23 protein-coding genes and 1 rRNA gene (1 of these 24 cut by a window edge) are annotated in these 25,837 nt (G+C 64.8%); 9 read left to right on the forward strand and 15 right to left on the reverse strand.

The genetic code is table 11. The features are described from left to right. Positions 1 to 29: 29 nt before the first annotated feature. From AMS69_RS05105 to AMS69_RS05160, 12 genes are all read right to left on the reverse strand, one after another. On the reverse strand, positions 30 to 482 hold the full coding sequence (locus AMS69_RS05105) for a peroxiredoxin (protein ID WP_053966981.1): 453 nt from the start codon (positions 480 to 482) through the stop codon (positions 30 to 32). Between the two features lie 2 nt (positions 483 to 484). Beyond that, complete coding sequence (locus AMS69_RS05110; protein ID WP_053966982.1) at positions 485 to 892, reverse strand: Hsp20/alpha crystallin family protein; 408 nt, start codon at positions 890 to 892, stop codon at positions 485 to 487. Positions 893 to 954: 62 nt separating this feature from the next. Continuing rightward, positions 955 to 1,770 carry a prephenate dehydratase gene (gene pheA, locus AMS69_RS05115; protein WP_053966983.1) on the reverse strand — a complete coding sequence of 272 codons (816 nt, stop codon included), beginning with the start codon at positions 1,768 to 1,770 and terminating at the stop codon, positions 955 to 957. A 75-nt stretch (positions 1,771 to 1,845) separates the two neighbouring features. Further along, positions 1,846 to 2,685: an aldo/keto reductase gene (locus AMS69_RS05120; protein WP_053966984.1), complete on the reverse strand. Its 840-nt coding sequence runs from the start codon at positions 2,683 to 2,685 to the stop codon at positions 1,846 to 1,848. An 85-nt stretch (positions 2,686 to 2,770) separates the two neighbouring features. Continuing rightward, complete coding sequence (locus tag AMS69_RS05125) at positions 2,771 to 3,400, reverse strand: hypothetical protein (RefSeq protein WP_053966985.1); 630 nt, start codon at positions 3,398 to 3,400, stop codon at positions 2,771 to 2,773. 141 nt (positions 3,401 to 3,541) lie between these two features. Next, entirely contained in the window at positions 3,542 to 4,960 is a 1,419-nt protein-coding gene (lpdA, locus tag AMS69_RS05130; protein WP_053966986.1) for a dihydrolipoyl dehydrogenase, read from the reverse strand. A 39-nt stretch (positions 4,961 to 4,999) separates the two neighbouring features. Next, positions 5,000 to 5,308: a hypothetical protein gene (locus AMS69_RS05135; protein WP_053967041.1), complete on the reverse strand. Its 309-nt coding sequence runs from the start codon at positions 5,306 to 5,308 to the stop codon at positions 5,000 to 5,002. A gap of 145 nt (positions 5,309 to 5,453) precedes the next feature. Continuing rightward, positions 5,454 to 7,088, reverse strand: a complete 1,635-nt coding sequence (locus AMS69_RS05140; RefSeq protein ID WP_053966987.1) for a dihydrolipoamide acetyltransferase family protein — start codon at positions 7,086 to 7,088, stop codon at positions 5,454 to 5,456. Positions 7,089 to 7,091: 3 nt separating this feature from the next. Next, positions 7,092 to 8,090 carry an alpha-ketoacid dehydrogenase subunit beta gene (locus tag AMS69_RS05145; RefSeq protein ID WP_053966988.1) on the reverse strand — a complete coding sequence of 333 codons (999 nt, stop codon included), beginning with the start codon at positions 8,088 to 8,090 and terminating at the stop codon, positions 7,092 to 7,094. Continuing rightward, entirely contained in the window at positions 8,087 to 9,193 is a 1,107-nt protein-coding gene (pdhA, locus tag AMS69_RS05150; protein ID WP_053966989.1) for a pyruvate dehydrogenase (acetyl-transferring) E1 component subunit alpha, read from the reverse strand. Before pdhA ends, AMS69_RS05145 begins: the two co-directional genes overlap by 4 nt. 172 nt (positions 9,194 to 9,365) lie before the next feature. Continuing rightward, positions 9,366 to 10,295: a lipoyl synthase gene (lipA, locus tag AMS69_RS05155; RefSeq protein WP_077067751.1), complete on the reverse strand. Its 930-nt coding sequence runs from the start codon at positions 10,293 to 10,295 to the stop codon at positions 9,366 to 9,368. A 154-nt stretch (positions 10,296 to 10,449) separates the two neighbouring features. Beyond that, positions 10,450 to 11,283 carry a class I SAM-dependent methyltransferase gene (locus AMS69_RS05160; RefSeq protein ID WP_053966990.1) on the reverse strand — a complete coding sequence of 278 codons (834 nt, stop codon included), beginning with the start codon at positions 11,281 to 11,283 and terminating at the stop codon, positions 10,450 to 10,452. Between the two features lie 187 nt (positions 11,284 to 11,470). Here AMS69_RS05160 and AMS69_RS05165 point away from each other — a divergent pair, with 187 nt between their 5' ends. Beyond that, complete coding sequence (locus AMS69_RS05165; RefSeq protein WP_053967043.1) at positions 11,471 to 13,840, forward strand: DEAD/DEAH box helicase; 2,370 nt, start codon at positions 11,471 to 11,473, stop codon at positions 13,838 to 13,840. 206 nt (positions 13,841 to 14,046) lie between these two features. Continuing rightward, complete coding sequence (locus AMS69_RS05170) at positions 14,047 to 14,286, forward strand: hypothetical protein (RefSeq protein WP_238378348.1); 240 nt, start codon at positions 14,047 to 14,049, stop codon at positions 14,284 to 14,286. Positions 14,287 to 14,387: 101 nt separating this feature from the next. Here AMS69_RS05170 and AMS69_RS05175 read toward each other — a convergent pair whose 3' ends face one another. Beyond that, positions 14,388 to 15,044, reverse strand: coding sequence for an HAD family hydrolase (locus AMS69_RS05175; protein ID WP_053966992.1), 657 nt, complete (start codon positions 15,042 to 15,044; stop codon positions 14,388 to 14,390). 117 nt (positions 15,045 to 15,161) lie between these two features. On the opposite strand from AMS69_RS05175, the gene AMS69_RS05180 reads away from it, so the two are divergent. The 5 genes from AMS69_RS05180 (at position 15,162) to pheT (ending at position 22,320) form a co-directional block, all read left to right on the forward strand. Further along, a complete protein-coding gene (locus AMS69_RS05180; RefSeq protein ID WP_053966993.1) occupies positions 15,162 to 15,884 on the forward strand; it encodes an endonuclease NucS domain-containing protein in 723 nt (240 codons plus the stop codon). A gap of 82 nt (positions 15,885 to 15,966) precedes the next feature. Next, positions 15,967 to 16,977 carry a tRNA-intron lyase gene (gene endA / locus AMS69_RS05185; protein ID WP_053966994.1) on the forward strand — a complete coding sequence of 337 codons (1,011 nt, stop codon included), beginning with the start codon at positions 15,967 to 15,969 and terminating at the stop codon, positions 16,975 to 16,977. Positions 16,978 to 17,107: 130 nt separating this feature from the next. Beyond that, a complete protein-coding gene (locus AMS69_RS05190) occupies positions 17,108 to 18,757 on the forward strand; it encodes a tryptophan--tRNA ligase (RefSeq protein WP_053967044.1) in 1,650 nt (549 codons plus the stop codon). Between the two features lie 276 nt (positions 18,758 to 19,033). After that, positions 19,034 to 20,545, forward strand: a complete 1,512-nt coding sequence (gene pheS / locus AMS69_RS05195; protein WP_053966995.1) for a phenylalanine--tRNA ligase subunit alpha — start codon at positions 19,034 to 19,036, stop codon at positions 20,543 to 20,545. Continuing rightward, complete coding sequence (gene pheT / locus AMS69_RS05200; protein WP_053966996.1) at positions 20,545 to 22,320, forward strand: phenylalanine--tRNA ligase subunit beta; 1,776 nt, start codon at positions 20,545 to 20,547, stop codon at positions 22,318 to 22,320. Before pheS ends, pheT begins: the two co-directional genes overlap by 1 nt. A gap of 37 nt (positions 22,321 to 22,357) precedes the next feature. Here pheT and AMS69_RS05205 read toward each other — a convergent pair whose 3' ends face one another. Together AMS69_RS05205 and AMS69_RS05210 are read right to left on the reverse strand one after the other, a co-directional pair. Continuing rightward, the gene (locus AMS69_RS05205) at positions 22,358 to 23,410 is read right to left on the reverse strand and encodes a quinone-dependent dihydroorotate dehydrogenase (RefSeq protein ID WP_053966997.1); all 1,053 of its coding nucleotides are present in this window, start codon (positions 23,408 to 23,410) and stop codon (positions 22,358 to 22,360) included. A 108-nt stretch (positions 23,411 to 23,518) separates the two neighbouring features. Then, a complete protein-coding gene (locus AMS69_RS05210) occupies positions 23,519 to 23,716 on the reverse strand; it encodes a hypothetical protein (RefSeq protein ID WP_004516407.1) in 198 nt (65 codons plus the stop codon). Positions 23,717 to 23,962: 246 nt separating this feature from the next. On the opposite strand from AMS69_RS05210, the gene AMS69_RS05215 reads away from it, so the two are divergent. Both AMS69_RS05215 and AMS69_RS05220 read left to right on the forward strand, forming a co-directional pair. Continuing rightward, complete coding sequence (locus AMS69_RS05215; protein ID WP_004516406.1) at positions 23,963 to 24,271, forward strand: non-histone chromosomal MC1 family protein; 309 nt, start codon at positions 23,963 to 23,965, stop codon at positions 24,269 to 24,271. A 660-nt stretch (positions 24,272 to 24,931) separates the two neighbouring features. After that, a 16S ribosomal RNA gene (locus AMS69_RS05220) occupies positions 24,932 to 25,837 on the forward strand (it continues 566 nt past the right edge of the window).

A 25,837-nucleotide genomic window follows, 5' to 3' on the forward strand; every position in this document is an offset into this window, starting at 1 on the left:
GCGGCCGTCCGATTTCCGCCTGCCGCGGCTTACTCGGCCCTGACCAGCCCGGTATCGACGAGGTCTTCGAAGACGCTCGCCGCGTGGCCGTCGGGGCCGACCCGCTCGTAGACGGCAACCACGCGTTCCTTCGCGATGACGTACGTCGTCCGCTGGCTCCGCCCGTCGACCCGCGGCACGTCGAAGGCCTCGCAGAGCCGTCCCTCGGGGTCGGCGAGCAGGTCGAAACTGAGGTCGTTCGCCGCGGCGAACTCGCGGTGGCTCTCGACGCCGTCGGTCGAGACGCCGTACAGCTCGACGCCGGCGTCCACGAACCGCTCCGCGAGCGCCTCGAACTGAGTTGCTTCCGTCGTGCAGCCGGGGGTGTCGTCGGCCGGATAGAAGTACAGCACCGTCGGGGCCTCGAAGCCTGGCTGGACCGCGTCGCCGTGCTGGTTCGTCGCTCTGATGGTGGGCACGTCCGTGCCGGGTTCGAGCACCATCGTCAGTTTACGGGGATATCCGTTCCCTCGTCGTCCTCGCTGTGGACGACCTTCGCCAACCGTACCGTGAGGACGCCGTTGTCGTAGCTCGCAGTGGTCTCCTCGTCGTCGACGGCTTCGGGGAGGTGAACCGACCGGCTCAGCGACTGCTGGCGGCGCTCGCGCTGGACATACTGTCCGTCAGTCGATTCCCGTTCCTGACTCGCCGTGGCGCTGATGGTGAGCTTCCGGTCTTCGACGAGTTGGACCTCGATGTCCGCACTGTCGAAGCCGGGGAGGTCCGCACTGACGACGAAGGCGTCGCCCTCGTCGAGAACGTCGACCGGGACAGCGCCCATGTCGACGCCGAACTGCTCGCCGAGCATATCGAACGCGCGCTCGATCTCGCTGAACGGATCGCGATCAGACATATGTGGGGGTACACAGCCCCGGGACTTAACCCTTGAAGCGGGGCTGGTGGCTGACCGGTGGCTCAGTTGACGACCGTCTTGGAGTCGTAGGACCCGAGCCGGCGGACCCAGCCCTTCTCGGCGATGGCCTCGATGTCGGCGAGGGCATCCTGCGTGCGCTGCTCGTAGAGACCGGCCGAGATGTCGATGTGGAAGACGTAGTCGCCCAGCCGCTCGCCGCTTGGCCGGGACTCGACGCGGGTGAGGTTGATATCGCGGTCGGCGAACGGCTCCAGTAGTTCGAGCAACAGGCCGGGGTAGTCGACGTCGGGATAGACAATGAAGGAACTCTTGCCGCCGGCCTCGCTACGCTCGCTTTTCGGGGCGACGACGACGAAGCGGGTCGCGTTCGAGGACCGGTCCTGAATGTCCTCGGCGAGTACGTTCAGTTCAGTGCCGTTGGTTGCGTTTTCCGGGTGGCCAATAGCGGCGATGTCTGCGTCGCCCCGGGCGCGTTCGACGCCGCGGGCGGTCGACGCGACGGCCTCGACATTGACGCCGGGGTAGTGCTCGTCGAGCCAGCCGCGGCACTGGGCCAGCGCCTGGGCGTGGCTGGCCACCAACGAGAACGAGTCGTCCTGTGCGAGCAGGGCGTGACGGATGGGCGTGATGATTTCCTCGACGACGGCGATGTCGTACTCCGCGAAGGCATCGAGTGATTCTGTGACGGAGCCTTCGATGCTGTTCTCGACCGGGACGACACCGCGCTCGGCATCGCCGCTGGCGACGGCCTCGACGATGGCGGTTACCGACTCGGAGAAGTCGATGTCGTCGTCGGTGACTGCCTGTGCGGCACGGTGGGAGTAGGTCCCCTCAGGACCCAGGGTAACAGTGGTCATACCCGGGGTACAGCGGTAGGAACCAAAAGAACGGTGGTCATCGGCAATCGCTGTCCCGCCGCAGTCTCCCGTTGGTCAGGACAACTGCGCCAGCTCTTCGTCAGTGAGGTCGATGGCGCTTGCGGCCACGTTCTGTTCGAGGTGGTCGAGATTGCTCGTGCCAGGAATCGGCAGCGTCACGTCCGAGTGCTCCAGCAGCCACGCCAGCGCAATCTGGTAGGGGGTGGCGTCGTGGCGCTGTGCTATCGCCTCGATGCCGTCGACATCGCCGAGGTCGCCAGCGCCGAGTGGGAACCACGGAATAAACCCGATACCGTCGTTCTCACAGGCTTCCAGCACGTCCTCGTCGTCGCGGTGGGCGACGTTGTACTGGTTCTGAACCGTCGCGATGTCGACGATGTCGCGCGCCCGGTCCAGTTGCTCGACGGAGACGTTCGAGACGCCGACGTGGCGAATCAGCCCCTCGTCTTTCATCTCGGCGAGCGCGTGAATCGAGTCTTCGAACGGCGTGTCGGGGTCCGGTCGGTGGTACTGATACAGGTCGATAGGGTCCATCCGCAGGCGGTCCCGCGAGCACAACTGGGCGTTGCGCAGATAGTCCGGGTCGCCGTGGGCCAGCCAGTCGGCGTCGGTGTTCCGGAGCAGGCCCCCCTTCGTCGCGATGACGAGGTCCGCACGTTCGGTATCGAGCGCCTCGCCGATGAGTCGCTCGGAGACGCCCGGGCCGTAGGAGTCCGCCGTGTCGATGAAGTCGACGCCAAGTTCGACCGCCCGCTCCAGTACAGTGTGAGCGTGTGCCTCGTCGTCCGACTCGCCGATGATACCCTCACCGGTGAGCCGCATCGCGCCGAATCCGAGCCGGTGGACCGTGAGCTCACCACCGATATCGAAGGTGTCACTCTCGTTTGCAACCATATGGGCACGGTCGTCCGCACGCCTGAAAACAGCCCCGCCGGCTCAGCTCGTCACTGCAACCGGTGTCGAACCCCACGTCGAGCGCTCACTCGCCGCTACGGTGGAACAGCGCGAGGTGAACGAGGAGATACCGCGAGGCGTAAAAGACCGCGACACTGGCGACGAAGGCGAACAGCGAGACGCCCGCGACTGAGATGCCGAACCTGGAGTCGACGAACGGGTTCCGACCCATCGCCGCGATGTACGACGACACCATCTCGCCGCCGCCCAGGCCCACGGCGAACAGGCAAAGCGAGAGCACGATAGCCAGGCCGCCGGTTCCAAGACCGACGTAGCGGGCGAAGTCCTCGGCGTTGAGCGCCGCGTGCGCCTGTCGTTCGGTCAGTGGGGCGAGCCGGACGCGGTAGAGGACTGACCCGACGAGCAACGTCGCACCGAACAACTGCAGGAACCCGCCGAACACCCCGAGCAACAGCACTTTCGGCGAGGCGACGCCGGGGTCAACCGACGGCAAAAACGCCGCGGTGCTGTCCGGATACAGCCCGTAAATCGGCAGTAACAGCGCCAGCGCGCCAAGCAGGGCGCTCTGGAGCGCAAGCGTCCGCGGGACAGTCTGTCTGAGATACGAGTGGCGTTCGTAGCGGAGTCGTTCATACGTCGACCCCGAGATGATCGCTTGGGCGATGGTATCGTCGGGTTGTGAATCAGTAGACATATCTTACCGGTTCCTATTCACCGACAGTTTACTCAATCCACCATATAACCCTTTTGCACGGCGCAACATTCAGACTTCCTGTCGGTAAACCCCGACAGAGTTGTGTTTGAATTGGCCTTCGATGGCCCGTCCAGAACGGTCTCAGTGCGTGTGGACCGCCTCGCCGCGTGCCGCCGCGGCCGCCTCGTGGACCGCTTCGGAGAGTGTCGGGTGCGTGTGGATCGTCCCAGCGATGTCCTCAAGTCGCGCGCCCATTTCGATGCCTAACCCGAGTTCCGCGATGAGTTCCGACGCCTCCGGACCGACAATCTGTGCCCCGAGCAGGAACTCCTCGTCGGCGTCGGCGACGACGCGGACGAAGCCTTCTTTCTCGTTGACGGTGAGTGCACGGCCGTTGGCCCGTATCGGCATCTGTCCGATGACCGGCTCAAAGCCCGCCACCTCGGCCTCCGACTCAGTCATACCGACGGTGGCGATTTCGGGGTCGGTAAACACCGCGGCGGGAATCGCCTGGTGGTCGAACGCGGCCGGTTCGCCGGCGGCGGCTCTCGCAGCGACCTCTCCCTCTGCCATTGCCTTGTGTGCGAGCATCGGCTCGCCGGCCACGTCGCCGACTGCGAACACCGACTCGAACGCCGTTCGGCACTGGTCGTCGGTCGGAATGACGCCGTTCTCGTCTGTCTGGAGGTCGATGTTCTCCAGCGCGAGCGTCTCCGTGACCGGCTCGCGTCCGACCGCGACAAGACACTTCTCGGCGTTGTACTCGGTGATCGCGTCGTCTTCGGTGACCGTCTGGACGCGAATGCCCTCGTCTGTCTCTGCCCAGTCGTCAGCCGCCTCGCCGAAGTTGAAATCGATCCCCAGTTCCTCGGCGCGGTCGCGGACGACCGCCGCGATGTCGTCCTCGTAGCCCGGCAACACGCCATCGAGCATTTCCACGACGGTCACCTCTGCGCCCAGTTTCGCGAACACCGTCGAGAGCTCCATGCCGATGTAGCCCGCGCCGACGACCAGCAGCTTCTCGGGGACCGATTCGAGTGCGAGCGCATCCTTCGAAGAGAGGATATGCTCGCCGTCGAACTCGAAGCCCGGGACCGCCATCGGTCGGCTTCCCGTCGCAACGATGGCGTGTTCGAACGACAGCGATTCCGAGCCCTGCCCCTCGCCGCCGTGGGCGACCCGGACCGTTCCGTCGTCGACGAACTCGGCGGTTCCCTCGATCAGATTAACGCCGGCGCTCTGACACAGCGATTCGACGCCCCGTGTCAGCCGTGTGACGACGCCGTCTTTCCACTCAGTCATCCCGGCCATGTCGACGGCCGGGTCCGCGAACACGCCCATCTCCTCGGCCTGCTGGGCATCGTGGGCAACGTCCGAGGCTGAGATGAGTGCTTTCGAGGGGATACAGCCGTGGTTCAGACAGGTCCCGCCGTAGGCGTCCCGCTCGACGAGCGTCGTGTCCAGTCCCAGTTGCGCGCCCCTGATCGCGGCGACGTAGCCGCCCGGACCGCCGCCGATAACAAGCAGTTCCGTTCCCGTCGTGACATCTCCGACGACCATAGCGGTGCCTCGTCCGGGTCCGTGAAAAGCTATCGCCCTTCACCTTGTTGTCGTGTCTCGCCTCTGCCGCCGATACAGGTAGTACCCGATGACCGGCACCGACACCACAAACGCCGCGAGCAGTGTTGTTCCGACAGCGTGAACGATGCCGGCGAGCGCATACAGCGATGTCGGGGCCCAGTCGCTGTCCGTCTGCCGGAGCTGTCGACTGTCGAGAAAGAGGCCGACCGTGAGAAGCAGGCTGAACAGCACGCCCGCCCAACTGGCGAGGACGGTCAGGGCAAACGCACCGAGAAACGTCCCGAGATTTCCGTCACTGACTGACCCCGACGAAACGACCAGCGCCATCCCCACTCGGGAGAGTGCGACGCATCCCGGGACCAGCACGAACAGCGCGGCTAATCCGTACCAGATCCAGCTGTCTCTCGTGGCGGGCATCACGAGCCCTGTCGTTCCAGTGATGGGTCTGGTTTTCGGTTGCGAACCCGGGCAGTCACTCCAGCAGGAGTCGCGTCGGGTCCGCCAGATACTCCTTGAGCGTGTTGACGAAGCGCGCGGCGTCGGCGCCGTCGATGACACGGTGGTCGATTGCCAGCGAGAGCGGGAGCGTGGGTTTCGCGACGACCTCACCGTCTTCGGCCACCGGCCGCTCTTTGAGTGCCCCGATTCCGAGAATCGCCGTCTCCGGGACGTTGATGATCGGGCTGGCGTACTCGCCGCCGATGACGCCGAAGTTCGTGACGGTGAACGTCCCGCCCTGCATCTCCGACCGCTCGATGTCCCGCTCGCGTGCCCGCCCGACGAGGTCGTTGATCTCGCCGGCGAGTTCGACTAGCCCCTTCCCGTCAACGTCGTTGACGACTGGGACGACAAGCCCGTGATCGGTCGCTGTCGCCACGCCGATGTTGTGGGCGTCTCTGTAGACGATTTCATCGTTTTCAGTATCCAGCGCCGTGTTGAGCACCGGGTGCTGGTCCAGCGCCGCGGCGACGCATTTCACCACAAAGGGCGTGTACGTCAGCGTGACATCGCGCTCCTCGGCGAGCGGCTCGAGCCGCTCACGGGCCTCGACGAGACCGGACACGACTACCTGATCGTGGTGGGTCGCGTGGGGAACCTCTCGGCGGGAGCGCGCCATCTGCTCGCCGATAGACCGACGGACGCCACGGTACGGTTCGCGGCGCTGGCCGTCACTTGTCTCGACGGCCGTCGATTCGGCCCCAGTGCCGCCCGCCTCGGCTGCCGCTCCCGCCGCGCCACCTTCGGCGCTGACGGCTTCGGCATCGGCTGCCTGTGCGGCCTGCTGGGCCTCCGCGTACGTCCGAACGGCCGATTCGTCGACGTAGGGCTGGCCGTCCCGCGTCTGGTCGGTCGGAACGGCGTCGATGTTCACGTCGAGTTCCCGGGCGGCCTTTCTGGTGGCCGGCGTCGCCAGCGTCTGCTCGCGACTGGCGGCCGCCTGTCCGTCCCCGGGGACAGACTTGACAGCAGCCCCGTCGTCTGTGTCGCTCGCATCGTCGACCTGCGAAACTACTGCAGTCGGGCTGTCCCCGTCGTCGGACGCCTTCGAAACGACCGACGTAGGACCGTCGTCACTGTCAGCCGTCTCGCCGGCCGACGCCGTGGCCGCCTCGACATCTCCCTCGGTGACGCGGCCGCCCGGCCCGCTCCCGTCAACGGCTGTGATATCGACCCCCTTCTCACGGGCGAGTCGTCGCACGCTCGGCGAGGCGAACACGCGACCGTCGGCCGTGCTTGTGCTTGCATCAGACTGGTCCGCTGTGTCGGCCGCTGTGGCTTCGCCCGCATCGCTATCGGCCTGCGCTGTGTCGGCTCCCGCCGATTCAGCCTCGTCAGTGTCCCCAGCCGCCGCGTCAGCCGATTCGCCGTCGCCCGCTTCCTCGATAGTGACGAGCACCTCGCCGGTCTGTACCATCTCGCCGACTTCGGCGTGTAGCTCCCGTACGACGCCGTTGACTGGCGACGGCACGTCGACAGCGGCCTTGTCGGTTTCCACCTCCGCGAGGACCTGATCCTCGGTGACGGCGTCGCCCGGCGAGACGTGCCAGGTCAGCACCTCACCCTCTGCGACCCCTTCCCCGAGGTCCGGGAGATTAAACTCGAACATGCGTCAGAACTCCACTGCCTCTCTGATACCGTCTTTGATGCGGGCGGGTTCGGGGAGGTAGTAGTCCTCCAGCGCGTACAGCGGGTACGGCACGTCGAAGCCGGTCACCCGGGTCACAGGGGCCTCCTGATACAGCAGGACTTCCTCCTGAATGGTGGCGATGATTTCGCCGGCCAGCCCGCCGGTCTTGGGGGCCTCGTGAACGACGGCCGCTCGCCCGGTCTTCTTGAACGACTCGACGATGGCGTCGGTGTCCATCGGCGACAGCGTTCGCAGGTCGATCACTTCGGCGTCGATGCTCTCTTCAGCCAGTTCCTCGGCGGCTTCGACCGTCGGCCGGGTCATCGCGCCCCAGGTGAACACGGACACGTCGCTTCCCTCACGGCGGGTCTTCGCCTCACCCAACTCGACCGTGTATGGGTCGTCGGGGACCTCCTCGCGGAACGACCGATAGATGAGCTTCGGTTCGAGGAAGATGACAGGGTCCGGGTCCCGGATGGCCGCCGTCAGCAGCCCCTTCGTCTCCTTCGGCGTCGACGGGACGACCACCTTCAGTCCCGCCTCGTGAACGTAGAACGCCTCTTTGGATTCGGAGTGGTGTTCCGGCGCGCGGATGCCGCCGCCGTACGGTGCGCGAACAGTAAGCGGGCAGTTGTATCGGCCGCGGCTTCTGTTTCGAAGCCGGGCGGCGTGGCTGACAATCTGGTCGAATGCGGGGTACATGAACCCGGAGAACTGCATCTCCGGCACCGGCCGGAGCCCGTAGGCGGCCATGCCGATGGCCGTCCCGACGATACCGGCCTCCGCGAGCGGCGTGTCGATGACTCGGTCGTCACCGAACTCCTCATGAAGGCCCTGTGTCGCCCGGAAGACGCCGCCGTTCTTCCCGACGTCTTCCCCCATCACGACCACGTCTTCGTTCCGTTCCATCTCGCCGTAGAGGCCGTCACGAACGGCCTGTACGAGCGTCAAACTCTGTGTCGCTGCGTCCTGTGTACTCATTCCAGTAGCACCTCGTCGCCGTGTCGCTCGCGCAGTTCTTCGAGGTAGTCCAGTTGCTGTTCGAGTCGCTGTGGCATCTCCGCGTACACGTCCGCGAACATCTCCTCCGGTTTCGGTCGCTCGGTCGCCTCGGCCTCGTCGATGGCTGTGGCCACCTCATCCTGAACTGATTCGTCGATAGCGTCGACCCGCTCGTCGTCGAGCAGGCCCCGATCCCGGAGGAACGCCTCCATCCGCGGGATGGGGTCTTTCTGCTTCCAGCGCTCGACCTCGCTGTCGTCGCGGTACACTGACGGGTCGTCGGCAGTCGTGTGTGCGCCAAAGCGGTACTGCACCGCCTCGATCATCGTCGGCCGGAGTCCGTCCTCGGGCGGGTCGTGTGCCTTGTCGACGGCCTCGCGGGTCACCTGATACACCGCCAGCGGGTCCATGCCGTCGACCTGCACACCGTCGAAGCCGTAGGCGTTGGCCTTCTGGGCGAGCGTCTCGCTGGCGGTCTGGCGCTCCCGCGGCACCGAAATCGCCCACTGATTGTTGTTACAGAAAAACACCGCTGGCACGTCGAACACGCCCGCGAAGTTCAGGCCTTCGTGGAAGTCGCCCTCGGAGGTCGCACCGTCCCCGAAGTACACGAGGACAGCGGTATCATCGCCCTTGAGTTTCGATGCCCACGCGGCCCCGGTCGCGTGCGGAATCTGCGTCGCGATTGGGACTGCAAACGAAAACGCCTGCACGTCTTCCGGCGGCGAATTACCCGACTCAGACCCCATCCAGTACAACAGATCGTCCGACAGGGGCCATCCCTTGACGTACATCGCGAGATGTTCTCGGTAGCTCGGGAAGGCCCAGTCGCCGTCTCGCAGCGCGAAGGCGCTGCCGACCTGTGAGGCCTCCTGTCCCGACATCGGAGGGTACGTCCCCATCCGGCCCTGCCGTTGCAAACTCACTGCCCGCTGGTCGAAGTGCCGGCCGAGTTTGAGATACCGGTACATTTCAATCAGCTCGTCGTCCGAGAGGTCCGGGACGGTTGCGCCGTCAACTACTGTTCCGTCTTCATCGAGAATCTGTACCTTGTCCGCTGGGTCGCGCTGGAGGACACTCATAGAAACCGCCTCCCTCGAAGTGGCATACGCCGACTGTTCACTCGCACTACGTTTAGAGCTTTCGCGGCGCTGAAAAATGTATCCGACGTAGGTATTACTGGCTGTATAGCAATTTCAGCGGTTCTAAGCTGTCTTTAATTCTGCCAAATTTATCACCGATAACTCGGATGTATCAGTTGTTCCCACGAACTTCCGCCCGCGCATCGTCGGCACTCCGACCCTCGCGCAAGACGCTTTCCACGAACAGTTCGCCCGCCCGGTATGACGACCGAACCATCGGTCCCGAGGCGCAGTACAGGAAGTCGAACTCCTCCTCGGCGACCCGCTGCCAGGTGTCGAAGGCGTCGGGATGGACGTACTCCGAAACCTCAAGATGTGAACGGGAGGGCTGGAGGTACTGGCCGAACGTCACTACGTCGACGCCGGCCTGCCGGAGGTCTGACAGCGTCTGGTACACCTCGTGGGCGTACTCGCCGACGCCCAGCATCAGGCTAGTCTTGCTGTAGCAGTCGCTTTCACGGTCGACCTGCTGAAGCACCGAGAGCGACTGCTCGTAGCCTGCCCGGCGGTCCCGGACCGGCCACTGGAGGCGGTCGACCGTCTCGATGTTGTGGGCGATAACGTCCGGGTCGGCGTCGATAATCTTCCGGACGAGGTCCGTCTCACCCTGAAAATCGGGAATGAGACACTCGACGAGGATTGACGGGTCACGTTCTTTGATAGCTTGGATCGTCTCGGCGAAGTGGCCCGCGCCCTGATCGGGCAGGTCGTCGCGGTCGACACTCGTCAGTACCACGTAGTCCAGCCCGATCTCCGCGACGGCGTCGGCTACCTGCTGTGGCTCGTCTGGGTCCAGCGGGTCCATCCCGCCCGTCTCCACGTCACAGAAGTTACAGCCCCGCGAACAGCGGTCGCCCATCAGCATGAACGTGGCCGTCCCCGGTCCGTCTCGCCCGCTCCAGCACTCCCCGAGGTTGGGGCAGTTAGCTTCCTCACAGACCGTGTTGAGGTTCCGATCCCGGAGCGTCTGCTTGATATCAGTGAACCGCTCGCCCGACGGTGGCCGCATCTTCAGCCAGTCAGGCTTGCGCGAACGACTCATTACCCGGAGTTAGATTCGCCGGGTCAAAAACGTGCGGGGCTCACGCGGTCTCCCGTATGGCGTGTGGATGGCAATCGGCTGGTCCGGCGACCAGATCGAAACGGTGGCCGGCCGCGTACTTCCGAGCGCTCACTCCCTCGTTCGCGGTGCGGACTCACGCCCGACAGACGGCAAGCATGTGTGCGGACATGTCTGCGACAGTTCGGTCCGTCCGGAGTTCGTCTACGAGCGCTCGGACGCCGGCCCGTTGGTGTGCCGACAGCTCGTCGGCGGTCCCCCGGAGCGGGGCAGCGGCAAGCACTGACGCCAGCCCCTCCAGTCCGACCAGCGTCTCGACGGTTGCTCCGCCCGCCTCTAACAGCGCCTCGAACTCGTCGGCACGGAAAAAATGGGTCTCGGTGAACGCCGCGTCGTGACCGAGTTGCGCCACGAACGAACGGTCGTAATCGCCCGTTTCGGCCAGTTCGGCCGCATCGACGAGGTGGTCAGACCCGCGGACCAGCGAGAGCACCAGCCAATTGAGCCGCCCCATAACGGATGCAAACACTGGCCCCCCAGATTTTGTCACCCGCTTGAGTTCCTGCACGGCGGCCACGCGTTCGTCGGCGTTGAGTACGTGCGAGAGCGGTCCACCCAGACACAGCGTCGCGTCGAATACGTCCCGGTCGAACCCGAGGTCACGTACGTCACCCGCCCTGACGGTCACCCGCTCCTCGTGCCCGTGCCCGGCGATTTTCTCCCGTGCGATAGCCCGCTGACCCTCGCTGGGATCGACAAGCGTGACATCGTACCCCTGTTCGGCCAGCCAGACGGCGTACCGACCAGCGCCGCCGCCCACGTCGAGGACGTGTCCCGTGTCGGGGAGGTTCGCTTCGAGCTGTTCGACGGTCCCCGTCCACTCTAGCTGTCCGTGCAGCGTGGCTGCCAGCCGGTCCCACTCGATCTCGTCGTTCTCGTCGTAGTAGTCTTCGGGGTCGCTAAGAGGCACGCTTGCGCACTGTCAGCCGGCCGGGTTAATTTTTGGGCAGGCGTGTGGGGCGCTCACAGCGAGCAGCTACGCAATGGCTCCGGAACTATGCCTTCATCTCTCACACTTCCGTTCCCCCATAGAAACGCCTTTGCCGTCGCGGAACTGCGACTGTGACGTGTCATCCCGAACCGACAGCGAGCCGACTGTGGCGGTCGCGGAGGTGCTCCCCGAGTTCGCCGACGCCTTCCCCTTCGAGGAGTTCAACCGGATGCAGTCGGCGGCCCTGCCGGCCCTGCTGAACCGCGACGACAACGTCGTCGTCAGCGCGCCGACGGCCAGCGGGAAGACCGCGCTGGCGGAACTGGCCATCTGCAAGACGCTCGCCGAGGACGGGACCGCGCTCTTTCTCGCGCCGCTACGTGCGCTCACAAACGAGAAGGAAAGTGAGTGGGAGCGGTTCGAGGAGCTGGGCTACTCCGTCTACGTCGTCACCGGCGAGCGGGACCTGAACCCCCGTCGCGCCGAGCGGGCCGACATCCTCGTGATGACGCCGGAGAAGGCCGACTCGGCCACCCGGAAACACGAGACGAGTCGCTATTCTTTCATCACGGACGTGGACTGCTGTGTCATCGACGAGGTCCACCTGCTGGATTCGGACCGGCGGGGGGCGGTGCTCGAAGTCACCGTCTCGCGGCTCCGCCGGCTCTGTGACCCGCGCGTGGTCGCGCTGTCGGCGACGATGCCGAACATCGACGACGTGGCTGACTGGCTGGACGCCCCCGATGAGACTACCTTCGCCTTCGGTGAAAAGTATCGACCGGTCCCACTCAACGCCGACGTGAAGACCTACTCCCACGGCGAGAACGCCTTCGCCGACAAGTACCGGCGGCTCTACCGGGCGCTGGACCTCGCCGAGCCACACATCCGCGAGGAGGGCCAGGCGCTCGTGTTCGTCTCCTCGCGGCAGGATACCGTCCAGGCCGCGAAGAAGGCCCGCGACGAAATTGTCGAGCGAGATATTCCAATGGGCGCACGCGGGGACTACGATTTCCACAACGACGCCGCGGACCTCTCGAACGACACGCTCCGCCAGTCCGTGCTGGACGGCGTCGGCTTTCACCACGCCGGTCTCGCACGCGAGGACAAGAACCGCGTCGAGCAGTGGTTCAAGGAGGGCAAGATACAACTGCTCTTTTCGACCTCCACGCTCGCGTGGGGCGTGAACCTCCCCGCCCGCTGTGTCGTCATCCGCGACACGAAGCTTCACGACCCGCTCGAAGGCGAGGTCGACATGAGTCCGCTCGACGTACTCCAGATGCTCGGCCGCGCGGGCCGGCCCGGCTACGACGACATGGGCTACGCCTGGGTCGTCTGTGACCGCTCGGACGCCGACAAGTACCGCCGCCTCCTCCGTGACGGCAAGGAAATCGAGTCCCGGCTGGCGGCCGAACTCGACGCCCACCTCAACGCCGAAATCGCGCTCGGGACCATCGGCGACGTGGACGACGTGATGGACTGGCTCGCCACGACGTTCTACTACGCCCGCTCGCAGTCCGCGCCCGACGAGTACGACGCCGGCAGCGACCTCCGCCAGCGTGTCAGCGACACCCTCTCCGCGCTCGTCTCGGAGGGGTTCGTCGAACAGGACGGTCTCAACGTCGAGCCGACGCGGCTGGGCCAGCTGGCCTCGAAGTTCTACCTCCGACTGTCGACCGCACGCCGGTTCGCGGACGTCGCCGAGCGATGCCAAGACGCCGCCGACCCGGATTCCGCTGTCTCCGTCGACGCCGACGACCTGCTGACCGCGGTGGCCGGCGCGACCGAGTTCGACAGCGTCAGCGCCCGCTCCGACGAGGAAGACGCGGTCCACGCGGTGCTGGGGGACAGCGTCGACGAGAGCCTTGACGCCGGCCAGCGCAAGGTGCTGGCCATTCTCCGGTCGGGCATGACCGGGACGACGCCGACCGAACTCAAAAGCGACGCGTGGGTCATCCGCCAGAACGCGCTCCGCCTGCTGGCGGCGATGCGGGAGTTCGTCGACACGCTCGGGCCGGCCCGCTACGCGAACCTTGCCTGTCGCGTCGAAGCCCGCGTCGAACACGGCATCAGCGCCGACGCGGTGGGGCTGACGGCCATCGACGGCGTCGGCAGCGGCCGCGCGGGCACGCTCGCCGCCGCGGGCCTGTCCTCGCCCGCCGACGTGGTCGAAGCCGGCGAAGACGGCCTCGTCCGTGCCGGCCTCTCGGAGGGGGTTGCCGAGCAGGTGCTGGCCAACGCCCGGGACCTCCCCGTTGTCTCCATCGACTGGGGCGAGTTCCCGGAGACGATTGCGCCCGGCGACAACGACATGCGGGAGGTGACGGTCAGGAACACCGGCGGCAGTGCCCGCGCGGGCCTGCGGGTCACGGTCAACGGCCGCGAGATGACCGCCAAGCCGTCGTATCTCGGTGAAGCGACGCTTCCGGTTGCCGTCTTCGGCGCGGACGCGGACGAACTCACCTTTACCGTCGAGGTCGCGTTCCCCGCGTTGCCGCTCCCGACGATCACCGAAACTCGGTCAGTTCTTGTTCGGTAACCGCTGTTTCGACCGCTGTTCTGAAACACTCTCAGAGCGCTCGATAAAATTTATAAACATTTCTCGAAGCGTTATAGCGCCCTGTGAAATATCGCTGAAAGGTGCTGAAATCCGGTTAACATTCCGAAAAGAGCACGAATTCTCCCCAAGGGTCTGGCGTTTATATTGGGGTATGGGTTCTTACGAAGAACTGAGGAAGCCCCACAATGTCCAGTGCATCGCCCTTCCGCTCCCCGATGGAAGCCGCCCCCAGTAGCGTCGCCCTCCGATCGCTCGTTCGTCCCCTGCAATTCATCGCGTTCTGGCTGGCTATCGTTACGCCGCTGGCATATCCGCCGCTACTGCTGGGCGGACTGGACAGTCAGAGCTTCCTCATCTTCGTGGGTGTCGTTGCCCTCAACATCTTCGGCCTCCTCGCGGGTCGCGGATACGGTGACTCTGCCTGACCTGGCCGGGTCTTTCTCCTCCACGCTTGCATTTCCTGCACACCGTTCTGTGGCTCTTGAACTTCTGCGCCATTTTCCACCGCCACACAGACTCGTGGCTGTTACACACCCGCTAAAAGCACCTGTCGCAGCGACGCGGCGTCGTCTGCGATCTCGTGGACCATCGACAGATCCGTCTCGTCGCCGTCGCCGCGGAACCCGACGGTCGTCATTCCGGCGGCGACGGCAGCGCGTGCGCCCGCGGTGGAATCCTCGACGGCCCAGCAGTCCTCGGGCGCAACGCCCAGTTCTGCCGCGCCCTGCTCGTAGATGTCTGGCTCCGGCTTACCGGGGCCGTCGATGTCATTTGCGCTGATGGCGACATCGAACTTCGAGAGGAGGTCGAAGCGCTCGTCGGCCACGTCGATCCAGGCCCACGGTGCGGAGGTCGTCAGCGCCAGTGCCACGCCGGCGTCTCGCAGGTCGTCGAGCAGTGCGTGTGCCCCATCGAGGAACGTCGCCTCGTTGGCGTAGATCCGCTCGCCGTGCTCCTCGAACAGCCCCTCGAAAACCTCGCGGCTGATTTCGAGGTCGTACTCTGCGTTCAGGTCCGGATACACCTCTCGGTAGTTCCGGCCGGTAATCGCGGCCAGCGGGATGTCGTCGTTCGGTGCGGCCGTCGGCAGGATATCCTCGCGCTGGGCACGGACCCAGTGGTCTTCGGACTGGACGAGCACGCCGTCCATATCGAAACAGACCGCAGCAGGCGGTTCACTCATTGCCTTGGTGTCACTCGGCGACGGCTTTGGCTGTTGTGACTCGGGCGGCACGACCGTGCTACGAAATCCCGCCCACCGACTGAGGATTTAAATACCGAAACCCGGACAGGTGAGTCCATGCACGACGGAACCCGTGTGATCGCTGGTGAATGTACGACCGTTTTCGAGGGACCGCGCGAGCGAGAGCAGCGCGGCGACGTACTCGTCGTCGTCAAACCGGACAACACCGTTCTTGTTCACGACGCCGAAGGGTATCAACCGGTCGCGTGGCTCACACGCGCAGAAAGCGTCACTATCGATAACGGAGCGGTGACCGCCCGCGACGGCGACGAACTCCTCCGGGTGGTCACCCACGAGGAACACGGCAGTGGCCGCTATCCGGCCTCGAACGCCGGCGTTCCGGTGCGCGACTGTCCCGACTGCGCTGGGACGCTGGTTCGCGCCCGTAGCGAGGTCACCTGTACCGGCTGTGACGCTGCATACGGGATTCCAAGCGACGCTGCAGTCACCGGCGGCCGCTGTGACGACTGCGGACTCCCGACGCTTCGGGTGGAACGCGGGCGGGCATTCGAACTGTGTCTCGACCGAGAGTGTGACTCACTGGACGACGCTGTCACCGCGGCCTTCGACCGCGAGTGGGGATGTCCTCACTGTGACGGCGACTTGCTGATTCTCCGCCGCGGCGGCCTGCTCGCCGGCTGTGAGCACTACCCTGACTGTGACACCGGTTTCTCCATGCCGTCCGGCGTCGTCGTCGGTAACTGTGACTGCGGCCTGCCGCTGTTCGAAACCGCTGGCGGCACGCGGTGTCTGGACAGTTCTTGCGCACAACGGGAGTGAATACTGACCCTCCGCACTCGTCCAACTTCGCTACCGGTTCGGACCCGCAGGGGCTTTGTCGCCGCGGGGGCCACGTCAGAGCATGGAACTAACGCTCGACGGTGATGTCGTGCGGGCCGGCTACGAGGCGCGCGAGCGGTTCTATGACTCGCGCGGCTACGGCAAGGTCCGTAACGGCGACATCGACCTGGCCCCGGTGGAGGCCGCACACCTCCTCTACCGCGGGGATATCGAGAGCATCGACGGCATGGACTTCCGGGCGTTCCTCGGATCGGCGGCCGTCTCCGAGGTCGAGTTCGCCGTCTACAAGGACCTCCGTGACCGCGGCTTCTACCTCACGCCAGCCCGTGAAGGGTGGGTCGACGACGCCGCAAGTACGGACTTCGTAGTCTACCCTCGCGGGAAAGGCCCGTGGGACAACGAGGTGGCCTACCGCGTCCGGGTCGTCGGCGAGCGCGACGCCGTCGACGCCGCGGCCCTAGGCGACTGCGTGCTGGCGGTCGTCGACGAGGAGAGCGAGGTCACCTACCTCGACACCGACCGGCGCGACGTTGAAGGAACCAGCGACGCTGTCGTCCCGGCAACGGAAGGGGAACTGCTCGGAGAGCGGGTGGTGTGCTGGGTACCGCCGGCGGAGCTGTACGAGCAGGCGTTCTACGGCCAGCAACTCGGCGATGACGGCGCAGTGCAGCTCTCCCTCGTTGAAGCCGCGTATCTCGCACAGGCGGGACTGCTCACGGTCGATGGCGGGGCCGAGGCCGTCGTCGAGCGCGGCCGCGAGGTCGAGGGAGACCGTTTTGACCGTCGACTAGCTGTCTATGCGGCCCTGCGAGCGAGCGGCGTCGCGCCGAAGACCGGCTTCAAGTTCGGCGCGGACTTCCGGACCTACGCCGATGTCGAAAGTGCGGCGAACCTCGGGCACTCGGAGCTACTGGTGCGTGTGCTGCCGGCCGACCACCGGTTCGAGCCGCGGGACCTCGCGCTGGACGTGCGTCTGGCTCACGGCGTCCGGAAGACAATGGTGTTCGCACTCACGACGGACGGCGGTGATGGCGATATCGAGTGGATCGCCGTCGAGCGACTGACGCCCTGAGCCGGCCGGGTGTCGCGGTCGGTCAGTGGGTGTCTGCTCGTCGGTCCGTCGGCGCACGGAAACGAACCCTTTTTGCGCCGACCGGGACCAAAACACCTGTAACGTGGCTCACCGCGAGCCGACCACAGCTATGACAACGGACGACTCCCACCACGACGACGCATCGCCCGACGAGGACCGCCGCCAGTCGGGCGGAGCGTGGCGGGAGCCTGACGCCCCCTCCGGCGACGACCCAGTGCTACCGGACGGCGGCACCGAGGCCGAAGGGGCCGACGAAGCGACGCTCGACCCGTGGGGCTCCTCGACGATCGCCGACTACCGCAAGCTGTTCGAGCAGTTCGGCATCGAGGAGTTCGACGAGGTGCTTCCCGAAGTCCCCAATCCGCACTACCTGATGCGCCGGGGCGTCATCTTCGGCCACCGAGACTACCGACCGGTCGCCGAAGCCATGCGCAACGACGACCCCTTCGCCGCGCTGTCGGGGTTCATGCCGACCGGCGACCCACACATCGGCCACAAGCTCGTCTTCGACGAGATCATCTGGCATCAACAGCAGGGCGGGGACGCACACGCGCTCATCGCCGACCTCGAAGCCCACAGCGCCCGCGGGCTGTCGTGGGACGAAATCGACGAGCACGCGACGGACTACGTCCTCTCGCTGCTTGCACTGGGCTTTGACCCAGACGAGGGGACGCTGTACCGCCAGTCCGACAACCGTGAGGTGCAGGACCTCGCCTTTGAACTCGGGGCCGAGGCGAACTTCTCGGAGCTGCAGGCCATCTACGACTTCGACGGCGAGACCGACATTTCCCATATGCAGTCAGTCGTCACGCAGATGGCTGACATCCTCTATCCGCAACTGGACGGGCCCAAGCCGACGGTCATCCCCGTCGGCCCGGACCAGGACCCGCACATGCGGCTGGCGCGGGACCTCGCCGCCCGGATGCGGTTTTTCGGCGTGACGGAGGCGTTCGCCAGTTTCGAGGCCGACGGAGTCGAGCGGACACTGCTCCGACAGGCCTACGACGCCCGTGAGGACTACGCCGAGGACGCCGACCGACCGCGGTGTGGCGAGGCTGCCAACTGGCTGCGCGACCACCAGCCAGCGCCCGCCGACGCTCGCGATTCCGTCGTCGCGAAACTCGACGAGGCCGGGAAGGAACCGCTCCGACCGCGGGTTCGGTTCCTCGACCGTAACGCCACTGAGGGGGCCTTCGAGGCACTCATCGAGGCCATCGACGGCGAGAAGCGAGTGTACGACGAGCACATCGACACCTTCGACCTCGACCACGCAGAGGCCGAGGAACTGGCCCGGCAGGTCGAACTCGACACCGGCGGCTACGGCTTCCAGCCGCCGTCGTCCATCTACCACCGGTTTATGACTGGACTCACCGGCGGGAAAATGTCCTCGTCGATTCCGGCCTCCCACATCTCGCTGCTTGACGACCCGGAGGACGGCTACGACAAGGTCAAATCGGCGACCACTGGCGGCCGCTCCACAGCCGAGGAACAGCGCGAGAAGGGCGGGAAAGCCGACGAGTGTCCGGTGTATGAACTGTACGCGTATCTGCTCTCGGGCGACGACGACGAATTCGCCAAAGAAGTATACGACGAGTGTGTCGGCGGCGAACGTCTCTGTGGCGGCTGCAAGGAACAGGCTGCCGAACTGATGGAACAGTTCCTCGAAGAGCATCAGGAGAAACGTGCAGAGTGGGAAGACAGGCTCGACGAACTCGACATCGACCTCGACTCCGACCGCGCGCCGACAAGCGCGGACTGAGTCCCGGGCCGCCACAGCCTGTTTCGTGTCGAGACGGGCACACGCATAACGTTTATATCTGCCAGTCACAACCGCTCAGACATGGCACCCGAATCCCATCGTGCCGGCGTCGTTCGCCAGCCATCCGACAGACAGGGGTTCGGCTTCTTCTGCACTGCCTGACCGCGTGTGGACTCTGACAGCGTCGAGAGGCGTGGTCGGACGAAACCGCGAGCAGGAAGTGAGAACCGTTAACTGAGCGACCCGCGGTTATCACCACAAGACCGAGACACCCGTATGAAACGACCACAGGCACAGGTGGCCGTCCTGCAGGCCGCCGACGCACAGGATGACAGGCGTATCGATGACGTGGCTGCGGAGGCTGACCTCAAGCCAGAAGCAGCCACCAGAGCGGCGTTCGAACTCGAAGCCGACGGACTGGTGTCCGTCGCCGAGGAGACGCTGGAACATTACGAACTCACCGAGGAGGGCGAGACGTACGTCCGCGAGAGCCTGCCCGAACAGGACCTCTACGAGGCCGCTATCGACGCCGGCGCGGCCGACGGCCCAGTCCAGATGGGGCAGGTCATCGGCGCGTCCGGTCTCGAAGGCGGCGCGGTCGATATCGCACTCTCGAACTACGCCCGCAAGGCCTACGGTGAGATCGACAGCGGCGAGATCACGGCTAATCCTGACGCTGCCCCCGGATCTGACCCCGAGATGCTGGCGCTGGAGGCCGTCGCAGACGGCCACGTCGAAGACGCCGACGCGGACGCACTCGACCAACTCGAACGGCGCGGTCTCATCGATGTGCGCGAGGAGACCGTCCGCTCGGTCCAACTCACCGACGACGGCGTCACCGCGCTGATGGAGGGCGTCGACGCCGCCGAGACGGTCGACCAGCTCACCCCGGAGCTGCTTACCAGCGGCGAGTGGGAGGACGTTGCGTTCACCGAGTACAACGTCGCGGCCGACGCCGAGGACGTGAGCCACGGCAAGGAGCATATTCTCCGCCAGACGGCCAACCGCGTGAAGGACACGCTCGTCGGCATGGGCTTCTCCGAGATGGAAGGCCCCCACGCTGACGCCCAGTTCTGGATCAACGACTGCCTGTTCATGCCACAGGACCACCCGGCCCGGACCCACTGGGACCAGTTCGCGCTGGAACAGCCCGAGGAAATCGGCGAGCTCCCGGCGGACCTCGTCGAACGGGTCCGCTCAGCGCATAAAGAGGGCGTCGGCCCCGACGGCGAGGGGTATCACTCGCCATGGACCGAGGATATCGCCCGCGGGATGGACCTGCGGGGCCATACCACCTCGCTGTCGATGCGCTATCTCTCGGGCCATCAGGTCGGAGAGCTGGACCCGCCCGAACGCTACTTCAGCGTCGAGAAGGTGTACCGCAACGACACGCTCGACCCGACGCACCTGCTTGAGTTCTTCCAGATAGAGGGGTGGGTGATGGCCGAGGACCTCTCCGTGCGGGACCTGATGGGGACGTTCACGGAGTTCTACGAGCAGTTCGGCATCACCGACCTGGAGTTCAAGCCCCACTACAACCCCTACACGGAGCCGAGCTTCGAACTGTTTGGCACCCACCCCGAGACCGGCGAGGTCGTCGAGGTCGGCAACTCCGGTATCTTCCGCGACGAGGTGCTCACGCCGCTGGGCGTCGACTGCGACGTGATGGCGTGGGGCCTCTCGCTCGAACGACTACTCATGCTCATGTACGGCTTCGAGGACATCCGCGACGTGCACGGGACGCTGTGTGACCTTGAACTGCTGCGGGAGACGGAGGTGATGCGCTGATGCCGGTCGTTGATGTCGACCCCGACGAACTGCGGTATCTGACCGGCCACGACGAGAAAGACGACGACGAACTCAAATCGGACCTGTTCAACCTTGGCCTCGAATTCGAGGGTTGGACCGAGGACGACGAGTTCCAACTGGAGTTCGCGCCCGATAGACTGGACCGCCTCTCCGTCGAGGGGGTCGCACGGTCGCTGCGCTACCACTACGGCGACGACCGTGGGGTCGAGATTCCCAACACGAACAGCGCCGATTGGACCATCGAGGTCGAGGACCAGCCCGATGAACGCCCCTACGTCACCGGCGCCGTCGTCCGCGGCCTGGACATGGACGAGGCCGCGCTGGAATCGCTCATCCAACTGCAGGAGAAGCTCCACGCGACGATGGGGCGCAAGCGGGCGAAAGGCGCGATTGGGGTTCACGACCTCACGATGCTGAAAGGCGATTCGGTCACGGACGAGACGGGCAAGTCCATCACCTACACCAGCGCCGATCCCGACGAGGCGACGTTCGTCCCGCTGGACGCCGATGCAGAGATGACCCCCAGTGAGGTCATGGCTTCTCACGAGACCGGCCAGACATACGGCGACCTCGTGGCCGACTTCGACCGCGTGCCGGCCATCTACGACGCCATCGGGCTGTTCTCGTTCCCGCCGGTCATCAACGGCCGCCGGACCGAGGTCAGCGTCGACTCCCGGGACCTGTTCATCGAGATGACCGGGACCGACCAGTGGACCATCGACCACATGTGCAACATCGTCTGCTACGCCCTCGCCGCCCGCGGCGGGCAGGTCGAGAAGGTCGACGTGTCCTACGCCGACGACGCGCCCGGCGAGTACGCTGGCAAGACCCTGGAGCGTCCGGACTTCTCGGTGCGGGCGAAGACGGTCACGCACGACCGCATCGAGTCCATCCTCGGCGTCTCGCTCGACAGCCGCGAGGTCGTCGACTACGCCGAGCGCGCCGGCCTCGACGCCACCGAGACCGAAACCGACGACGGCACGGCCTACGAGGTAGAGATTCCGCCCTACCGCGTCGACGTCATCCACCCGCAGGACGTCATCGACGACATCGGCCGGGCGCTCGGGTTCAACAGCCTCGAACCGACCTATCCCGACGTGTCGACGGTCGGCGGCCGCCACGAGCGGTCCAGGCTGGAGGACGCCGCCCGCAACGCCCTGGTCGGCCTGGGCTTCGAGGACCTGCTGAACTTCCACATGATAAACGAGGTCGAGAACTTCGAGCGGATGGGGTTGTCGGTCCCACGGACCGACGAACAGGCGAGCGGTGGTAACCGCGAGCAGGCCGCCGACGCCGTCGGCCAGGCTGACCCGGTCACCATCCAGGAGCCCTACAGCGAGGACTACACCATCCTCCGGACGTGGGCGCTCCCCTCTATCATGATGGTGCTCGAAAACAACACCCACCGGAGCTACCCGCAGGACCTCGCTGAGATCGGGCTGGCCGCCGGGCTCGACGACTCGGAGAACACCGGTGTCGCCGAACACCGCACCGTCGCCGCCGCGCTTGCACGTACAGATGCCTCCTACGAGGACGCGAAGGCCCGTCTGCAGGCGCTGGCCGAAGCGTTCGACAAGGACCTCGAAACGCCCCCGACCACGCATCCGTCGTTCATCGGCGGCCGCGCCGCCGAGGTCGTCCTCGACGGGGAGTCGGTCGGCGTCGTCGGTGAGATTCACCCGAAGGTACTCGTCGAACACGACCTGGAACTGCCGGTGGCGGCCTTCGAGTTCCGACTGGACGCGCTCGAATAACGCGAGCAAGCGTCGTACGAACGGTTCTGCTTCTTCGCTACAGGTCCGCACCGACGGCGTCCTCGACCGAGTCGAAGCCGTCTTCGGCGAGCAAATCAAGCAGTCCCGAATTAATTTCCCGGGCGATAGACGGACCGCGGTAGACCAGACCGGTGTACAGCTGGACGAGCGAGGCCCCGGCGCGGATCTTCCGGTACGCACCCTCCGCCGTCGAGACGCCGCCGACGCCGACGACGGGCACGTCGACGCGCTCGGCGACGAAGCGGACCATCTCCGTGGCCGTGTTCTCGATTGGCTTCCCGGAGAGGCCGCCCGTCTCGACCGCGTTTGGCGACCGCAGGCTAGCTGGCCGTTCCGTCGTCGTATTCGTCGCGACGACGCCATCGAGGCCGAGTTCAGCCACCAAGTCCAGTGCGTCCTCTACTGCCGGTTCAGGGAGGTCCGGCGAGAGCTTCACGAGCAGGGGGGCCGCGCCCGCGTCTTGTAGCTCGCCGAGGATGGCCTCCATCGCGTCGCGGTTCTGGAGCTCTTCGAACCCCTCCGAGTTGGGACAGGAGACGTTGACGACGAAGAAGTCCCCGCCCTCGGCGACGTGTTCGTACGTGGTCCGGTAGTCGTCGGGGGCCGCGTTCGTCCCGACGTGTTCCGTCTTGGCGATGTTGACGCCGACTGGGAACGGAGCGTTGACGTTCTTCAACCGCTCGCCGATGACGATGGCCCCGTCGTTGTTTAGCCCCATCCGGTTGATGATCGCCTCGTCCTCTCTGAGCCGGAACATCCGCGGGCGGGCGTTCCCGACCTGTGGCTCGGCCGTGACGCCGCCGACTTCGGCGAAGCCGAAACCGAGTGAGGCCAACGCTCCGGGGATGGTGGCATTCTTGTCGAAGCCGGCGGCGACGCCGACGGGGTTGTCGAACGTGTGGCCGAACGCCTCCACTGTGAGTCGGTCGTCAGCGACGGTGTAGCGGTCTGCCATTGCGTCGGCGACCCGGGTTCCGTTGACTGTCTCTAACAGTCGGTGGACGCTCCGATTGGCGGTTTCTGCTGGCAGCGAAAACAAGAGTGGTTTCGCGATATCGTAGGGTCTCATTGTGTTGGTGTTCGGGTTCCCTCGAAGAACGGCGTTGTGTTCTCGGTATCGGGCATCAGCCGACGGCTTGGCTTAGCCCGGTGGTACTGTGTTACCGTCGATGGTGCCTCAGAAGTCGTGCTCGACCTCTTCCGGGTCGGCTTTCTGGATAATAATCTTGTTATCGCGGACGCGAACGAACACCTCGTCGCCGATCTCCATCCCGGCGACGGCTAGCTCGTCCTCGTGAATGTTGATATGTACGTTGTGGTACTCGCCGTCCTCATCTTTGGCGCCACTCGGGCTGAGCTTCTTCTTTCGCACCATCGCGCTATCCTACTCCGCACTTCACCGCAGGATACACTTAAGTCTACCGTGCCGCCGGTCGCTGGCTGGCGATTCTGTACGCGCGTGACGATTTCAGTCCGAATATTCGGCTTGCATTGGCCGGTTTAGGCGGTCGAAGTGGCACGCGACGGTCTCAGTGTATAAAAGCATCCCCCGACGGAGGGCGGATTGGGGGGTATATTTATGTTCTGCCATGTGCTGAATTGGCATGGAGCGGTGAAATCCATGGCACCCGACAGTGACAAGCGCAACTTCGCACTGCGCGAAGACGGTGACGAATCGAGCGTCTTCTCGGGCGGAACGCCTCGGCAGGCTGCACTGAAGGCAGCACGTCGACTCGAACCGGCCGACGGTGAAGATCAGGCTGACCCTGAGGAGATACGACTACGGGAGAAGGGGACCCACAAAGTCCACATCTACGAGGCGTGGGCATGGGTCGAGGAGGCTCCTGACGACAAACCCGACTGGATGCCCGGTGATATTACGAAAGGGAACGTCTCGAAGCAGGGCGTCGAACACCTAGACGAGATCTAGGTCGAATCCACGACATTTTCGTTGGCCTTCTGAGAGACATGATTCTGCCCGCGCGTTCACGCGCGCGAACAGGCCTCCTAGCTATTACAGCTAGCTGTTCCATGACCCATACTCTCCGTTTGTACACGTGTGGGGCTCTCACACCCGTGTAATTGCCTCTCGCAGGCGACTTCCTTCGACGGGGTTAAGTGTGGCTCACCCATCGGAATGAAATGCGAACGCGGTCAGGGGCGATGACCCCCGAACGAACGAACTCGTTCCGACGCCCTTAAGTGTAACAGGGCGTTCGGAATGAACGCGAAGGTCGCTCGCGTCGTGCGGTTCGATGCGAGCCCGATCCGATGCCCTTAAGTGTAACAGGGCACTCGGAATGAATGCGAACGACGTTCGGTCGGGGACATCAAACCCCTGCCGACACGGACCAGGCGGGGTCGACTCGCCAACGAAACTCGAAGCCTTTATGATGGCTTCGAGCTAACAATCAGGTCCGAAGAAATGAGGATTCCACCCCTGCGGTCCGCCGTCAAGATGGAATCTGATGTTAGCCCTGATAGTTCGGTGACACTCGGTCGACGGGTGTCCTCGAACACCCTTCGATAGCGACCACACCCATTATCTGGGTGTGATCCCGCCTAACCCCCCGGCATTGTGCCGGGATACATTCCGGTTGATCCTGCCGGAGGCCATTGCTATCGGAGTCCGATTTAGCCATGCTAGTCGCACGGGCTTAGACCCGTGGCATATAGCTCAGTAACACGTGGCCAAACTACCCTACAGACCGCGATAACCTCGGGAAACTGAGGCCAATAGCGGATATCACTCTCACGCTGGAGTGCCGAGAGTGAGAAACGTTCCGGCGCTGTAGGATGTGGCTGCGGCCGATTAGGTAGATGGTGGGGTAACGGCCCACCATGCCGATAATCGGTACGGGTTGTGAGAGCAAGAACCCGGAGACGGTATCTGAGACAAGATACCGGGCCCTACGGGGCGCAGCAGGCGCGAAACCTTTACACTGCACGACAGTGCGATAGGGGGACTCCGAGTGTGAGGGCATATAGCCCTCGCTTTTCTGTACCGTAAGGTGGTACAGGAACAAGGACTGGGCAAGACCGGTGCCAGCCGCCGCGGTAATACCGGCAGTCCAAGTGATGGCCGATATTATTGGGCCTAAAGCGTCCGTAGCCGGCCGGACAAGTCCGTTGGGAAATCGACGCGCTCAACGCGTCGGCGTCCAGCGGAAACTGTCCGGCTTGGGGCCGGAAGACCTGAGGGGTACGTCCGGGGTAGGAGTGAAATCCTGTAATCCTGGACGGACCACCAATGGGGAAACCACCTCAGGAAGACGGACCCGACGGTGAGGGACGAAAGCTAGGGTCTCGAACCGGATTAGATACCCGGGTAGTCCTAGCTGTAAACGATGCTCGCTAGGTGTGCCGTAGGCTACGAGCCTGCGCTGCGCCCTAGGGAAGCCGAGAAGCGAGCCGCCTGGGAAGTACGTCTGCAAGGATGAAACTTAAAGGAATTGGCGGGGGAGCACCACAACCGGAGGAGCCTGCGGTTTAATTG

Origin of the sequence: Haloarcula rubripromontorii, assembly GCF_001280425.1 — an archaeon.
GTDB classification, from domain to species: domain Archaea; phylum Halobacteriota; class Halobacteria; order Halobacteriales; family Haloarculaceae; genus Haloarcula; species Haloarcula rubripromontorii.